General features: G+C 71.7%; 14 protein-coding genes and 1 riboswitch. Of the genes, 7 read left to right on the top strand and 7 right to left on the bottom strand.

Annotated features, from left to right (window positions below):
- Positions 1–45: 45 nt before the first annotated feature.
- Together OG509_RS25085 and OG509_RS25080 are read left to right on the top strand one after the other, a co-directional pair.
- Positions 46–2,199 (top strand): carbon starvation CstA family protein, encoded by a 2,154-nt coding sequence (locus OG509_RS25085; RefSeq protein ID WP_406184739.1) that lies wholly within the window; start codon positions 46–48, stop codon positions 2,197–2,199.
- A complete protein-coding gene (locus OG509_RS25080; protein WP_030153574.1) occupies positions 2,196–2,393 on the top strand; it encodes a YbdD/YjiX family protein in 198 nt (65 codons plus the stop codon). Before OG509_RS25085 ends, OG509_RS25080 begins: the two co-directional genes overlap by 4 nt.
- A 59-nt stretch (positions 2,394–2,452) precedes the next feature.
- Here OG509_RS25080 and OG509_RS25075 read toward each other — a convergent pair whose 3' ends face one another.
- A complete protein-coding gene (locus tag OG509_RS25075) occupies positions 2,453–3,037 on the bottom strand; it encodes a Uma2 family endonuclease (RefSeq protein WP_406184738.1) in 585 nt (194 codons plus the stop codon).
- 78 nt (positions 3,038–3,115) lie between these two features.
- Here OG509_RS25075 and OG509_RS25070 point away from each other — a divergent pair, with 78 nt between their 5' ends.
- From OG509_RS25070 to OG509_RS25050, 5 genes are all read left to right on the top strand, one after another.
- Complete coding sequence (locus OG509_RS25070) at positions 3,116–3,616, top strand: GNAT family N-acetyltransferase (protein ID WP_406184737.1); 501 nt, start codon at positions 3,116–3,118, stop codon at positions 3,614–3,616.
- A 76-nt stretch (positions 3,617–3,692) separates the two neighbouring features.
- Positions 3,693–3,770: riboswitch (cobalamin riboswitch) on the top strand.
- 161 nt (positions 3,771–3,931) lie between these two features.
- Positions 3,932–6,319, top strand: a complete 2,388-nt coding sequence (locus tag OG509_RS25065) for a ribonucleoside-diphosphate reductase subunit alpha (RefSeq protein ID WP_406184736.1) — start codon at positions 3,932–3,934, stop codon at positions 6,317–6,319.
- On the top strand, positions 6,319–7,332 hold the full coding sequence (locus tag OG509_RS25060) for a ribonucleotide-diphosphate reductase subunit beta (protein WP_030153568.1): 1,014 nt from the start codon (positions 6,319–6,321) through the stop codon (positions 7,330–7,332). Before OG509_RS25065 ends, OG509_RS25060 begins: the two co-directional genes overlap by 1 nt.
- A 112-nt stretch (positions 7,333–7,444) precedes the next feature.
- Positions 7,445–8,158: a helix-turn-helix domain-containing protein gene (locus OG509_RS25055; RefSeq protein ID WP_030153567.1), complete on the top strand. Its 714-nt coding sequence runs from the start codon at positions 7,445–7,447 to the stop codon at positions 8,156–8,158.
- Positions 8,159–8,205: 47 nt separating this feature from the next.
- Entirely contained in the window at positions 8,206–8,592 is a 387-nt protein-coding gene (locus OG509_RS25050; RefSeq protein ID WP_234318067.1) for a DUF3703 domain-containing protein, read from the top strand.
- Between the two features lie 53 nt (positions 8,593–8,645).
- On the opposite strand, the gene def is transcribed toward OG509_RS25050, so the two are convergent.
- From def to OG509_RS25020, 6 genes are all read right to left on the bottom strand, one after another.
- Entirely contained in the window at positions 8,646–9,281 is a 636-nt protein-coding gene (def, locus tag OG509_RS25045) for a peptide deformylase (RefSeq protein ID WP_053691819.1), read from the bottom strand.
- Between the two features lie 65 nt (positions 9,282–9,346).
- Positions 9,347–10,357 carry a hypothetical protein gene (locus OG509_RS25040; RefSeq protein WP_030153561.1) on the bottom strand — a complete coding sequence of 337 codons (1,011 nt, stop codon included), beginning with the start codon at positions 10,355–10,357 and terminating at the stop codon, positions 9,347–9,349.
- A gap of 105 nt (positions 10,358–10,462) precedes the next feature.
- A complete protein-coding gene (locus OG509_RS25035; RefSeq protein ID WP_406184733.1) occupies positions 10,463–11,758 on the bottom strand; it encodes an HD-GYP domain-containing protein in 1,296 nt (431 codons plus the stop codon).
- A complete protein-coding gene (locus OG509_RS25030; RefSeq protein WP_406184732.1) occupies positions 11,755–13,233 on the bottom strand; it encodes an HD-GYP domain-containing protein in 1,479 nt (492 codons plus the stop codon). The genes OG509_RS25035 and OG509_RS25030 overlap by 4 nt, the downstream gene beginning before the upstream one ends.
- A gap of 153 nt (positions 13,234–13,386) precedes the next feature.
- A complete protein-coding gene (gene rsrA / locus OG509_RS25025; RefSeq protein WP_030153557.1) occupies positions 13,387–13,689 on the bottom strand; it encodes a mycothiol system anti-sigma-R factor in 303 nt (100 codons plus the stop codon).
- A complete protein-coding gene (locus tag OG509_RS25020) occupies positions 13,686–14,330 on the bottom strand; it encodes a sigma-70 family RNA polymerase sigma factor (RefSeq protein ID WP_008741505.1) in 645 nt (214 codons plus the stop codon). Before OG509_RS25020 ends, rsrA begins: the two co-directional genes overlap by 4 nt.
- Between the last annotated feature and the right edge of the window lie 344 nt (positions 14,331–14,674).

Below are 14,674 nucleotides of genomic sequence, written 5' to 3'. Positions count from 1 at the left end.
GGCACGGCGGCGGACTCGCCTTCCGCACCAGGGACCTCGGGAGGCATGAACCCGAAGTCCGTGGCCGTCTGGGTGCTCGTCGGCCTCGTCGGGGCCCTCGGCTGGGGCATCCTCGCCCTCTCCCGCGGCGAGGAGATCTCGGCCGCCTGGCTGCTCGCCGCCGCGCTGGGCTCGTACGCCATCGGCTACCGCTTCTACGCGCGCTTCATCGCCGACAAGGTCCTGAAGACCGACAAGACGCGGGCCACCCCCGCCGAACGCCTTGACAACGGTGTCGACTTCCACCCCACCGACCGCCGCGTGCTGTTCGGCCACCACTTCGCCGCCGTCGCCGGCGCCGGCCCGCTGGTCGGCCCCGTGCTCGCCGCGCAGATGGGCTATCTGCCGGGCACCATCTGGATCGTCGCCGGCGTCATCTTCGCGGGCGCCGTCCAGGACATGGTCACCCTCTTCTTCTCCACCCGGCGCGACGGGCGTTCGCTCGGCCAGATGGCCCGGGACGAGATCGGCCCGGTCGGCGGAGCCGCCGCGCTGGTCGCCGTGTTCGCCATCATGATCATCCTGCTGGCCGTGCTCGCCCTGGTCATCGTCAACGCGCTGGCGCACTCCCCCTGGGGTGTCTTCTCCATCGGCATGACCATCCCGATCGCCCTCTTCATGGGCTTCTACCTGCGCGTGCTGCGCCCCGGCCGGGTCACCGAGATCTCCGTCATCGGCGTCGCGCTGCTGCTGCTCGCCATCGTCGCGGGCGGCTGGGTCGCCGACTCCTCGCTGGCGAGCACCTTCACGCTGGAGAAGGAGACGCTGGTCCTGTGGATGGTGGCGTACGGGTTCGTCGCCTCGGTGCTGCCGGTGTGGATGCTCCTCGCGCCCCGCGACTACCTCTCCACCTTCATGAAGGTGGGCACCATCGCGCTGCTCGCCGTGGGCGTGGTCGTGGCGATGCCGACGCTGAAGATGCCCGCGGTCACCGATTTCGCCGCCCGCGGGGACGGGCCGGTGTTCGCCGGGTCGATGTTCCCGTTCGTCTTCATCACCATCGCCTGCGGGGCCCTGTCCGGCTTCCACGCGCTGGTCTCTTCGGGCACCACCCCGAAGATGATCCAGAAGGAGACCCAGGTCCGGGTCATCGGCTACGGCGCGATGCTGACCGAGTCCTTCGTCGCCGTCATGGCGATCATCGCGGCCTGCATCATCGAGCCCGGCCTGTTCTTCGCGGTCAACTCCCCCGCCGGTGTCATCGGCACCACGGTCGAGACCGCCTCGCAGGCCGTGACCAACTTCGGCTTCGCCATCTCGCCCGAGTTCCTCGCGCAGGCCGCGAAGGACGTGGAGGAGGCCAGCCTGCTGTCCCGTACGGGCGGCGCGCCGACGTTCGCACTCGGAATGTCGGAGATCTTCTCGTCCGTGGTCGGCGGCTCCGGGATGAAGGCGTTCTGGTACCACTTCGCGATCATGTTCGAGGCCCTGTTCATCCTGACCACCCTCGACGCGGGCACCCGGGTCGGCCGGTTCATGCTCCAGGACACCCTCGGCAACGTGCACAAGTCCTTCAAGGACGTCAGCTGGAAGCCGGGCGTGTGGCTGGCGAGCGCGGTCGTCGTGGGCGGCTGGGGCTACTTCCTGTGGGTCGGCATCAAGGACCCGCTGGGCGGCATCAACCAGCTGTTCCCGCTGTTCGGAATCGCGAACCAGCTGCTCGCCGCGGTGGCCCTGGCCGTCTGCACCACGCTGCTGGTCAAGTCCGGGCGGCTCAAGTGGGCCTGGGTGACCGGGGTCCCGCTGGCCTGGGACGTGGCCGTCACGCTGACCGCGAGCTACCAGAAGGTGTTCTCCGACGACGTGAAGGTCGGCTTCTTCGCGCAACGCGACAAGTACCAGACCGGGATCGACGCCGGGAAGGTCCTGCCGCCCGCCAAGAACATGGGCGAGATGCACACGATCGTCACGAACGCCACGGTCGACGGCGTGCTGTCGGCGCTCTTCGCGGTCCTGATCGTCATCGTGCTGCTGGACGCGGCGCGGACCTGCCTCAAGGCCGTCGGCAACCCGGAGGCGGTCAGGCTGTCGGAGGTCCCGTGGACCGAGTCGAAGATCATCGCCCCGGCCGGGCTCGTCGCGACGCCGGAGGAGCGGGCGGAGCTCGCCGCCGCCGGCCTGGACTCGGGCGGCGGCCGCGTGAAGGAGCCGGTGGCGTGAGCGGGGTCCGCGCGGCGCTGGCGAAGGCGCGGTTCTTCGTACGGGAGTTCTCGGGCGAGGCGGCGTACGACCGCTACGTGGCCCACGCCCGTACGCACGACCCGGACGCGGAGGTCATGACCCGCCGCGCCTTCGAACGCGCCCGTACGGACTCGCGCGAGGCGGACCCCCGCGAGGGCTTCCGCTGCTGCTGAGCACGTGACGCGAAGGGCCCCGCCGGACCGGGCGGGACCCTTCGCCGTTCATGGGGGTCTCAGCGCACCCAGTCCTTGAGGACCTCGGTCTGGAGGGTGATGCCGACGGGCTCGGGGAGCGCGATGTCCGTGCCGTACGGCACGATGTGGGTGCTCTCGTACCGTCGGCCGTTGGGCTGGCTGTAGACGGAGATTTCGCACTTGGCCCGGTCGATCAGCAGGTAGACGGGGATACCCGTCTCCGCGTAGGCGCGGGGCTTCTCGACATGGTCCCGCCGGTGGGTGTCCGAGTCCCACGAGGTCACCTCCACGGCCATGAGGATCGGATCGGGGTCGACCCAGTCCCCCTGCCCGGCAAATGCCTTGGAAGGCGCCAGCACCGCGTCGGGGATGGCCCTCCCTCCCCGGTACGCCTCGGCCTTGATCCCCTGTCCCCCGTGCAGCCAGAGCTCCGGCCGGTACTGCATGCAGATCCGCGTGAGCCACTCAATGATCGTCTGGTGGTCGCCGTCCGGCATGGCCTTGCTCCTGATAACCCCGTCGATGAACTCCAGCCGCGTCCCCTCCCTCTCGCGGGCCGCTATGCGCGCCACGGCTTCGAAGTCCTCGGTCAGCATGTGGGGCCGGTCTGTCATCACGGTCATGCCTCGCTCGCCTTCCTCGACGGTGCTGTCTCCGACGATAGCGCCGGGCACCGACAGACGTCCGGCACACTCGACCGCATGGACATCGTGATCAGGGAAGCGCTGGCGACGGAGTACGGGACGCTCGGGGAGATCACCGCGCAGGCCTATCTCGGGGACGGGCTGCTGACGTTCGGCGAGGACGACCCGTACCTCGAACGGCTGCGCGACGTGGCCGGGCGTGCGGCCGACGGGGTGATACTCGTGGCCGCGACGGGCGACGGGCGGCTCCTCGGCGGTGTGGCCTTCGCCGCGCCCGGGAGCCCGCTGTGCGACATCGCCGGACCGGGCGAGGCCGAGTTCCGGATGCTGGCCGTCGCCCGGGAGGGCCGCGGGCGGGGCGCCGGGGAGGCGTTGGTGCGGGCCTGTGCCGACCGCGCCCGGGCCATCGAGGGCGTACGGCGCCTCGTCCTGTCCACCACGGACGACATGACCGGCGCCCACCGGATCTACGAACGGCTCGGCTTCGTCCGCACGCCCGAGCGCGACTGGGAGCCCGTACCCGACCTCCCTCTGCTCACGTACGGTCTCGAACTGTAGCCACGCCGACACAACATCTAGGGGGTCGCACATGATGCGGCCCCCACATGTATGCTCATCCTCGCTGTCGTCGCAGGGGAATCCGGTGCGAATCCGGAACTGTCCCGCAACGGTATGAAGTACACCCATTGGTGTCACCGCAAGTCCGATGACCTGCCGACAGTGCGCCCGGCTCGACCGAACCGGGTGTCGATACGTCCGGGCCTCGCGGTTGGGCCGGTGGACGCCGCGCGGTGCTGCCCCGTCATGCCCGCGCGCGCCCGCTCGCGCCCGCACCGCAGGTGTCCCGGAGCCGAGCGAGGGAGAGCTCCCCCCGTGACCATCGCGCCTTCCGCACCGCGCGCCGAGTCCGACCCGTCCGACACCGGAATCGAGACCGGGGGACCTGGGGCCGCACTGCTGCGTACCCTCACCGAGCTGACGGCCGACCTCCCCGACACCGACCCGGGCCGGGTCGCCGCCGCCGCGCTCCGCGGGCGCAGCGCCGCCGCCGACGAGGCCGAACTGCGCGGGCTGGCCACGGAGGCCGCCGCCGGTCTGATCTCCGAGGACCCGGCGTACTCCCGGCTCGCCGCCCGGCTGCTGACGCTGGCGGTCGCCGAGGAAGCCGCGGGCCAGGGGGCCACCTCCTTCTCCTCCTCCGTCGCGGTCGGCCACCGCGAGGGCCTGATCGCGGACCGCACCGCCGAGTTCGTGGCGCTGCACGCGAACCGTCTGGACGCGCTGGTCGAGCACACCCTCGCCGAGGGCGCCGACGACCGCTTCGGTTTCTTCGGCCTGCGCACCCTGCACAGCCGCTACCTGCTGCGCCACCCGATCACCCGCCAGGTCATCGAGACCCCGCAGCACTTCATGCTGCGCGTGGCCTGCGGCCTCGCCGAGAACGACACGGTCCAGGCCGTCGAGGAAGTGGCCTCGCTCTACCGGCTGATGAGCCGCCTCGACTACCTGCCGTCCTCCCCCACGCTCTTCAACTCCGGCACGCGGCACCCGCAGATGTCCTCCTGCTACCTGCTGGACTCCCCGCTGGACGAGCTCGACTCGATCTACGACCGCTACCACCAGGTCGCACGCCTGTCGAAGCACGCCGGCGGCATCGGCCTCTCGTACTCGCGCATCCGCGCCCGCGGTTCGCTGATCCGCGGTACGAACGGCCACTCCAACGGCATCGTGCCGTTCCTGAAGACCCTCGACGCCTCCGTCGCCGCCGTGAACCAGGGCGGCCGCCGCAAGGGCGCCGCCGCCGTGTACCTGGAGACCTGGCACGCGGACATCGAGGAGTTCCTGGAGCTCCGCGACAACACCGGCGAGGACCAGCGCCGTACGCACAACCTGAACCTGGCGCACTGGGTGCCGGACGAGTTCATGCGCCGCGTCAACGCGGACGGCGACTGGTCGCTGTTCTCCCCGGCCGACGTGCCCGACCTGGTCGACCTGTGGGGCGACGAGTTCGACGCCGCCTACCGCAAGGCCGAGGCGGCGGGCCTCGCCCGCAAGACCATGCCCGCCCGCGACCTGTACGGCCGGATGATGCGCACCCTCGCGCAGACCGGCCAGGGCTGGATGACCTTCAAGGACGCCTCCAACCGCACGGCGAACCAGACCGCCGAGCCGGGTACGGTCGTCCACTCCTCCAACCTCTGCACCGAGATCATCGAGGTCACGAACGACGGCGAGACCGCCGTCTGCAACCTCGGCTCGGTCAACATGGGCGCCTTCGTGGTGGACGGGGAGATCGACTGGGAGCGCCTGGACGAGACCGTCCGCACCGCGGTCACCTTCCTCGACCGCGTCGTGGACATCAACTTCTACCCGACCGAGCAGGCGGGCCGCTCCAACTCCCGCTGGCGGCCGGTGGGCCTGGGCGCGATGGGCCTCCAGGACGTCTTCTTCAAGATGAAGATGCCCTTCGACTCCCCCGAGGCGAAGGCCCTGTCCACCAAGCTCTCCGAGCGCATCATGCTGGCCGCGTACGAGGCCTCCTGCGACCTCGCCGAGCGCAGCGGCCCCCTCCCGGCCTGGGAGCAGACCCGCACCGCCCGCGGCGTCCTGCACCCCGACCACTTCGACGTGGAGCTGAACTGGCCCGAGCGCTGGGACGCCCTGCGCGCCCGGATCGCGAAGTCCGGCATGCGCAACTCCCTGCTCCTCGCCATCGCCCCGACGGCGACGATCGCCTCGATCGCCGGCGTGTACGAGTGCATCGAGCCGCAGGTCTCCAACCTCTTCAAGCGCGAGACGCTGAGCGGTGAGTTCCTCCAGGTCAACGCCTACCTGGTGGACGAGCTGAAGAAGCTCGGCGTGTGGGACGCGCAGACCCGTGAGGCGCTGCGCGAGTCCAGCGGCTCCGTCCAGGGCTTCGGCTGGATCCCGGCCGAGGTGCGCGAGCTGTACCGCACGGCGTGGGAGATCCCGCAGCGCGGTCTGATCGACATGGCCGCGGCCCGTACGCCGTTCCTCGACCAGGCCCAGTCGCTGAACCTGTTCCTGGAGACGCCCACCATCGGCAAGCTCAGCTCGATGTACGCGTACGCCTGGAAGCAGGGCCTGAAGACCACGTACTACCTGCGCTCGCGCCCCGCGACGAAGATCGCCCGCGCCGCGCAGGCGGCCACCCCCGTCGCGCTGCCCCAGGCGGTCGCCGACGCCGAGGCGCTGGCCTGCTCCCTTGAGAACCCCGAGTCCTGCGAGGCCTGCCAGTAATGAGCTCCACCGACAAGAACCTCCTGGACCCGGGCTTCGAGCTCACGCTCCGCCCCATGCGCTACCCGGACTTCTACGAGCGCTACCGGGACGCGATCAAGAACACCTGGACCGTCGAGGAGGTCGACCTCCACTCGGACGTCGCCGACCTCGCGAAGCTGACGCCGGCCGAGCAGCACATGATCGGCCGTCTGGTCGCGTTCTTCGCGACGGGCGACTCGATCGTCTCGAACAACCTGGTGCTGACGCTCTACAAGCACATCAACTCCCCGGAGGCGCGCCTGTACCTGTCGCGCCAGCTGTTCGAGGAGGCCGTGCACGTCCAGTTCTACCTGACGCTGCTCGACACCTACCTGCCCGACCCGGACGACCGCGCGGCCGCCTTCGACGCCGTCGAGGAGATCCCGTCGATCCGCGAGAAGGCGCAGTTCTGCTTCAAGTGGATCAACGAGGTCGAGAAGCTGGACCGGCTGGAGACGCAGGCCGACCGCCGCCGCTTCCTGCTGAACCTGATCTGCTTCGCGGCGTGCATCGAGGGCCTGTTCTTCTACGGCGCCTTCGCGTACGTGTACTGGTTCCGCTCGCGCGGCCTGCTGCACGGTCTGGCCACCGGCACCAACTGGGTGTTCCGCGACGAGACCATGCACATGAACTTCGCGTTCGAGGTCGTGGACACGGTCCGCAAGGAGGAGCCGGAGCTCTTCGACGACGCCCTCCAGCAGCAGGTCACCGACATGCTGAAGGAGGCCGTGGAGGCGGAGCTCCAGTTCGGCCGCGACCTGTGCGGTGACGGCCTGCCGGGCATGAACACCGAGTCGATGCGCGAGTACCTGGAGTGCGTCGCGGACCAGCGCCTGGTCCGCCTCGGCTTCCCGCCGGTGTACGGCTCGCAGAACCCGTTCTCCTTCATGGAGCTGCAGGGCGTCCAGGAGCTGACGAACTTCTTCGAGCGCCGCCCGTCGGCCTACCAGGTCGCGGTCGAGGGCACGGTCGACCTGGACGAGGACTTCTAAGTCCCCTCCGGCCACCGCCGTACGGCTTGATAGCGTCCCCGCCCATGGGAAGCGACACCCGGTCCACCGGGTTCTCGGGCGGGGGCGCTTCGTCGTGTCCGGAGCCTTGGGCATGACCGGCGGCGGGTGGGCGGGGCGGGCCCGGCTGCGGCCCGGGGGCCTGCTGTACGGGGGCGCCGTCGGGTCCGCCGGTGTGCACGCGCACCACTCCGTGCAGGTCATCGCCGCGCTGGGCGGGGACGAGCTGCTGATGGCCGGACCGGACGGGGAACCCTTCGGGTGCCGGGCGTACGTGGTCCCGGCCGGGGTGCGCCACGCGGTGCTGCGCGGGGTGCCTCACGGGGTGGTGCTGCACTACGACCCGCTCTCCTCGGCGGGGCGCCGGCTCGCGGCGCTGGCGGGGGACGCGGGGGACCTCGTACCGGCCGACGCGCTGCCCGCCGACGCCTTCGCGGCGGCGTGTGCGCTGGACGCCGTACTGCCCGGGGCGCCGCAGCCCGCGGCGGCGGCGCATCCGGGGCTGGCGCGGGTGCTGGAGTGGCTGCCCGGCCGGGAGTCGGTACGGCTGTCCCGGGCGGCCGAGGTGGCGTGCCTGTCGGAGAGCCGCCTCGCGCACCTGTTCCGGGCGGAACTCGGGCTGCCGTTCCGGCCGTACGTGCTGTGGCTGCGGCTGATGCGGGCCGCCGAACTCTCCTCCCGGGGGCACTCCCTGACGGACGCGGCGCACGGCGCGGGCTTCGCCGACGGGGCGCACTTGAGCCGCGTGTGGCGGCGGATGTTCGGGATCGCGCCGTCGGACTTCACCCGCACCGTCCAGTGGATGTAGCAGGTTCGTTCAAGCGCCGGCGGGCCCCGCGGCGGCACCGTGGACGCATGAGAAAAGCGATCAAGAAGTGTGTGGCCGCCTGTACGGGCAAGACCATGCCGGCCGCCGTCCGCACGGCCTTCGAGGACGAGCTGCGCCGCGCCCGCGCCGCCGCGCCCGACACCCGGGCCATGTGGACCGCCCTGGAGCGGGCGCACATCATCTCCCAGGCCTGGGCCTGGCCCCACACCCGTGCCCACTGGCACATGTTCCGGCTCGCGGTGCGCTGCCGGGACCGGGCGGAGACGGCGGGGCAGGTGGTGCGGATCCTGGTGGCCGGGGCCGGGTCGGTGACCGGGCGTGTGCCGTACGGCAACACCGGCCGCACGGCGGCGGGCCTCTTCACCCCGATGCCCCTGCCGGAAGACCTGCGGACCCTCCTGGGCCGCGGGTAGCCCCCGCCCTCCGATCCGGCGGCTTCGCGGGGGGGGGCAGCGCGTCCCGCGGGCTACGCGTTCGGGACGGTCTCGTAGCGCGGGGTGCCCTCTTCCATCTGGCGCAGCGCGTCCTTGCGGTCGCGCTTCGAGAGGCGGTCGATGTACAGGTACCCGTACAGGTGGTCCGTCTCGTGCTGGAGGCAGCGCGCGAAGTAGCCGGTGCCACGCACCTTGATCGGGTTGCCCTGCGCGTCCTGGCCGGTCACCTCGGCGTAGTCCGGGCGGGCCAGCGAGGCGTACGCGGTCGGCACCGACAGGCAGCCCTCGTTGGAGTCGTCGAGCACGCGGGAGCCGGCCGGCAGCTCCACCAGCTTCGGGTTGACCACGACACCGGTGTGGCGCGCGCCGTCGTCGTCCGGGCAGTCGTAGACGAAGACCTTGGCGTCCACGCCGATCTGGTTCGCGGCCAGGCCCACGCCCTCGGCGGCCTTCTGGCTGGCGAACATGTCGTCGATCAGCTGTGCCAGTTCGTCGCCGAACTCGGTGACGTCCTTGCACTCACGGTGCAGGACGGGGTTGCCGACCACCGTGATCGGGCGGGCGGTACCGCGCTCGCGGTGGGCCAGCTCGCGCGCCTCACAGTCCTCGGTGTCCACGACGTACCCGTCGTTGACGATCTCGACGACCTCGTTCTCCTGCTGCGCCATGTCCGCCGTACGCCTTCCGTAAGTCCACCCGTTCACAATGTGCCGGTACAGCCTACGGTGCCGGGTCAGCAGACCTCTTCGAGATCCCGCCATTCACGGGTGTCCGGGCTGTCCGCGACCCAGCCGTCGAGCAAACCGCGCACCAGGCCGGCCGGCGCCGCGATCCCGCATTCGCGCTCCGGCACCCACAGCGGGCCGGAACCGTTCGTACGGTGGCCCAGCGGTCCGGGATGCCCCGGTTCGCTGTGGTCGTGCGGGTCCAGCTGCTCCCCGTCGCCCTCGCCGCTCGGCATCACGCTCTCCGAGCAGGTCCGGCACAGCAGCCGCACCGAGGAAGACCAGTCCTCGGCGGCGAAGCCCGCGTCCGAGGCCAGCTGCTCCAGCGCGTCACGGTCCGCCTCGGTGGCCGCCTCCAGCAGCACCACCCAGGTCGGCACCGGCGAGGGCGCCCACAGCTCGATCTCGTCGAAGACCGGGTACGAGGGGCCGGCCGCGGTGACCCGCTCGCCGTGCGGGACCCCGTCGTGCAGGACGACCTCGCCCCAGCGCCGCCCCGAGGAGGGCAGCGGGATCGACAGGACCTCCATGCGGGCCGGGTCCAGCCGGCGGCCCCAGACCACCTCGGCCTCCCCCTCGGGGGACAGCCGTACGGCGGCGCTGCCGAGCTCCATGCCGACCGGTTCGCCGCTGCCCTTCGCGGGGTGGGTGCCCGAGCCGTGCGGGTCCCCGGGCACCTTCAGCCCGTACGCCTGCCAGGCCCGGCGGGCCAGCGGCCAGTCCTGCAGCGCGGTCGCGGCGATCCCGACGTTCCACCAGTCCGGGGCGCCGGTCTCACGGTCCAGGAGGGCCACGGCGCGCAGTCCTGCGGCCCGCGCCTGTTCCCAGTCGTGCCGGAACTTGTGCAGCAGGGCGAGGTTGAACCAGGACTCGGACAGCCAGGGCTCCAGGTCCGCGGCTCTGGTCAGCAGCGCGCCCGCGTCCTCGTACCGCCCGTCGCCGATCAGCGTGAACGCGCGGTCGGTGGCCTGCCGCCACGAGGCGGAGGGCCGATGCCGTACCTTCCCGAAGATCCTCACGATTCCCGCCTGCCGGTCCAACGGTGCAGCCTTGCGGACACCCTCACGGACACTCCTACTGGCATCCAACCATGCCCACTCGGACGGCCGCTCATTACCCATGGGTTACCCAGGTGGGACGGGAACAACTCTGTCACGTCCGCCCCTGGCCAGAACCCTTGCGAGACACTCCACGACCTCTGGCTGGTAGTCGCGCCCGGTGCCCAGCCGCAGCTGCTCCAGGGCCGCGAGGGGGCCGCCCGGGTGACGGGTCCCGCCGAGCAGGTCGTCGTACGCGTTGACCGCCCGTACGATGCGCGCCGCGATCGGCTGCTCCCGGTACGGGTCGGCCTGCCGCTCCACGATGACGGCCACCTCGGCGGGCACCCCGGTCTGGCGGGCCACGTCCCCGCCGAGCGCGGCGATCCGGCGGGCCTCGGCGGCGGGCAGCCCGGCGGTGGCCCCGGCCCGGACCGGATCGACGAGGGAGAGCTGGCCGATGTCGTGCATGAGGGCGGCGTACTCCAGCACCGTGAGCTCCCGCTCCGACAGGCCCAGCTCCCGGCCGACGGCGCAGCTCAGGGCGGCGACCCGGCGGGAGTGCCCCGGCCGGGTGTGACCGGCGATCTCGGTGGCGCGGGCCAGGGAGGTGATGGTCTGGCGGTAGGTGGTGCGGATCGCGGTGATCCGGTGGAAGGACAGCTGGGTCAGCAGCAGGGGTACGCAGAAGACGGGCAGGGCCCACAGGCCGGCGACGGCCACGCCGAGGGCCATGACGACCCCGGTGGCGCAGATCGCCGAGCCGATGCCGAGCTGGGCGCGCAGCTCGTCGCGCAGCAGGGGCCCGTACGGCCAGCCCGTGCGGGCGCGGGCCAGGGCGGCGGCGAGCACCGCGTCGCACAGGGCGGTGAGGCCGAGCAGGAGGAGCAGGAAGAGGACGAGGTACGGGCCCTGCCCGATCCCGTGCTCCAGCCGGCCGGAATTGTAGAGCGGCTGGAAGCAGACGGCGGCGAAGGCGACGGTGAGGACCCGGCGGGCCAGGTGGTCGGCGCCGGGAGCGCGGCCGCGGGCGATGTGGGGGACGATCCCGGCGAGCGCCGCGGCGGCGACGACCGTGACGATCTGGAGCACCCCGTGGTGGGTGGGCCGGGCGGCGTCCGGGCCGAGCAGGGCGTACGCGAGGGCGCCGGTGAAGGCCAGCGGCGCGGGCCGGCGGTCGCCGGCCGCGTCCGGTGCGTCCCGGGCGTCCCGGCCGTCGCGGCGGGCGAGCTCGCCGCAGGCGATCAGGGCGCCGAAGGCCAGGGCGGTGCCGGGTTCGACGACGCCGTTCCACAGGGTGTGCCCGAGCCCGGCCAGGGTGAGCGCCACGGCGGCCCCGCGCACCCCCCACACGACCGTGCCCCGAAGCGCTACGCCCCTCACGCCCCGCCCCCGCCGTCCGGTTCCCGCCCGGCGCGCGGGTCCACGGTCCGTACGCGCGTCCGGGCGCCCTGGGCCGGGAGCCCGGACAGCGCGGGCCCGCCGGGGTCGGGGGCCGCGGCGGCGGGCGCCGCCGACCGGCCGGGGGCGGAACCGGCCGGGATCACCTGGAGGTCGTCCTCGTCCGCCGTGACCACCGGGTGCCAGCCGTCCCGGCCGATCGCCTCGACCAGCGCGTGCACCATCACCGGGTCGAAGTGGGCCCCGGCGCACCGCTCCAGCTCGGCCAGGGCCACCGGCACCGGCCGGGCCCGGCTGTACGAGCGGGTCGAGGTCATCGCGTCGAAGGCGTCGGCCACCGCCACCACCCGGGCCGGCACCGGGATCTGCTCACCGGTCAGCCCGTACGGATATCCGGAGCCGTCGACCCGCTCGTGGTGGTGCAGGATCGCGGACCGGGCCTCGCCCAGGAAGCCGATGCCGCGCACCATCTCGTGCCCGTACTCGGGGTGCAGCTCGATGACGCGCCGCTCCTGCGGGGTCAGCGGACCGTCCTTGCGCAGCAGCCGGGTCGGCACGCCCAGCTTGCCGACGTCGTGCAGGATCCCGGCGATGCGGACGACTTCGAGCCGGTCGCCGTCCATGCCCAGCTCGCGGGCGATCATCGCGGAGGCCTGGCCCACGCGCTCGCCGTGGCCGCGCGTGTAGCGGTCCTTGAGCTCGACGGCCTGCACGAGCGCCCGGATCGTGGCCTGGTGGGCGGCCCGTTCGCGGTGGTACTGGGCGAAGACCCAGCAGGAGATGTACATCGGCAGCAGCACGAGCAGCGCGGCCGGCAGCCCGTACGGGCTGCGCCACAGGACGGCCATCATCAGCCCGGCGAGGCCGTGCACCCAGTGCGGGACCAGGGTGCGGGTGAGCAGTCCGCGCCAGGCCGTGCGCAGGGGCCGTCGTTCGGCGGCGGCCAGCACGCCCCCGTCGAGGGCGGCCAGTACGAGGCTGAAGGCGGCGGCCGCGGCCGCCGCGGGCAGCAGCGCGTACGGGAAGTCCGCGAGCCGGCCGGCCGAGGGAGCGCCGCCCAGCAGCCCGAACGTCCGCCCCGCGGCCCAGGCGGCGACGGCCTGCTGCGCCGCGTGCCACACGCGCCGGACCCAGGCGGGCCGTCCGGCCACCGGCTGGGCGAAGGCGCCGGGCAGCGCGACGAGCGCGGCGGCGGCCGGCGGCAGCAGGAAGACGGCGGCGAGCAGCACGGGGAAGAACGAGCCGATGCCCTCGGGGACCCGGACCCGGTCGCCCGGCAGCGGGCAGATCCTGACCAGTTCACAGCCGAGGTAGAGGAAGGCGAGCAGCGCGGCGGCGGGCCAGGGGGTGCCGGGACCGGCGAAGGCCGGGGCGGTGCAGGCGAATGCCGCGAGGACGGCGCAGAGGATGACGGCCCACAGGGGCCGGGGACGCGCCGCCGGCGGACGTACCCGCATGGCGCTCTCCTCCCCCTGTGCCGTGCACACCGTTTGGGGAGAATAAGTGGGGCCCCCTCGTACAGGGGGCCACATTTTCGTATTGCGCCGTACGGGCACCCCCGGATTAGCACCTTCGAGTGAACGATTCGGCTTCCAGGGGTGGTTGTTCGATCAGCCGGTGGCGGGATCCGCGGTCACGTCGTGATCGGGGACGGCCTGGCCGGAACGGATCAGCTCGATCCGCCCCATGACCTTCGAGCGCAGGTCGGTCGGCACGTCGTCCGAACCGCAGCAGCGCTTCACCAGCTTCTTGACGGCCTGTTCGAGGCCGTACTTCTCCAGGCAGGGATTGCATTCGCCGAAGTGCGTCTCGAACTTCGTGCAATCGCTGTCCGGCATCTCGTGGTCCAGGAACTCGTACAGGTGGTCCAGGACCTCAGAGCAATCCGTCTCGTGCGGCTCTCCGCAGCTCATGAGCCCGAGCCTTTCAGGTCGTTCGACTCTCCCGCGCCGGCGGGGACCAGCCCGCGCTCACGGGCATAATCCTCCAGCATTCCGCGGAGTTGACGGCGGCCACGGTGCAGTCGCGACATGACCGTACCGATGGGTGTACCCATGATGTCCGCGATCTCCTTGTACGCAAAGCCCTCTACGTCGGCAAGATAGACCGCGATGCGGAACTCCTCCGGAATGGCCTGCAGCGCTTCCTTCACATCCGAATCGGGCAGATGGTCGAGCGCCTGCGATTCGGCGGAACGAAGGCCTGTCGACATGTGCGACTCGGCGCGCGCCAGCTGCCAGTCCTCGATCTCCTCCGCCGCGCTGCGCTGCGGTTCACGCTGCTTCTTGCGGTAGGAGTTGATGAACGTGTTGGTCAGAATGCGGTAGAGCCACGCCTTGAGGTTGGTGCCCTCGCGGAACTGGTGGAAGGACGCGTATGCCTTCGCATACGTCTCCTGGACCAGGTCCTCGGCGTCGGCCGGATTGCGCGTCATGCGCAGCGCGGCCGAGTACATCTGGTCGAGGTAGCCGAGGGCGTCCCTCTCGAAGCGCGCATTGCGCTCCGGGGTCGTCTCCTCCGCGTGGCCTTCGTCGGTCCCAGCGACAGGACCCACCTCCTCCGACTGCGTGACGGCTCCGAAAGCGGACCCGCTCGAATCGGAGAATAGTCGACCATCCCCGCCCTCCGCCGCCTGAAGCGGGCGGCGCTTGGGCGCGGGCAGGACCGTCCAGTCCAGGCCCTCCGCCTGCGGACGGTGCTGGCTGATGACCTGGGTCATGCGCTCCCTCTCCTCCGACTGATCCCGTGCGTTCCGACATCCCGCACAACAGAAGGGTCGGGCCGCGCATTCCCCGTCGGGGGCCGGGTTCCCGTCCTGTGTCAGGTGCGCGCCCGCGATGTGATATGGATCACCGCGGGTCCGTCTCGGTCCGCGGACCCCGGACCCCGGTCCCTGAA

Origin of the sequence: Streptomyces sp. NBC_01006, from assembly GCF_045162725.1 — a bacterium.
Lineage (GTDB): Bacteria > Actinomycetota > Actinomycetes > Streptomycetales > Streptomycetaceae > Streptomyces.
Note: the sequence above shows the minus strand (reverse complement) of the source record. Positions and strands in the feature narration are given on the sequence as shown.

Excerpts from the sequence above, each read along its gene's own strand:
- OG509_RS25085 (WP_406184739.1), top strand. The coding sequence starts at position 46 with ATGAACCCGAAGTCCGTGGCCGTCTGGGTGCTCGTCGGCCTCGTCGGG.
- OG509_RS25075 (WP_406184738.1), bottom strand. The coding sequence starts at position 3,037 with ATGACCGTGATGACAGACCGGCCCCACATGCTGACCGAGGACTTCGAA.
- OG509_RS25070 (WP_406184737.1), top strand. The coding sequence starts at position 3,116 with ATGGACATCGTGATCAGGGAAGCGCTGGCGACGGAGTACGGGACGCTC.
- OG509_RS25060 (WP_030153568.1), top strand. The coding sequence starts at position 6,319 with ATGAGCTCCACCGACAAGAACCTCCTGGACCCGGGCTTCGAGCTCACG.
- OG509_RS25055 (WP_030153567.1), top strand. The coding sequence starts at position 7,445 with ATGACCGGCGGCGGGTGGGCGGGGCGGGCCCGGCTGCGGCCCGGGGGC.
- OG509_RS25050 (WP_234318067.1), top strand. The coding sequence starts at position 8,206 with ATGAGAAAAGCGATCAAGAAGTGTGTGGCCGCCTGTACGGGCAAGACC.
- def (WP_053691819.1), bottom strand. The coding sequence starts at position 9,281 with ATGGCGCAGCAGGAGAACGAGGTCGTCGAGATCGTCAACGACGGGTAC.
- OG509_RS25030 (WP_406184732.1), bottom strand. The coding sequence starts at position 13,233 with ATGCGGGTACGTCCGCCGGCGGCGCGTCCCCGGCCCCTGTGGGCCGTC.
- rsrA (WP_030153557.1), bottom strand. The coding sequence starts at position 13,689 with ATGAGCTGCGGAGAGCCGCACGAGACGGATTGCTCTGAGGTCCTGGAC.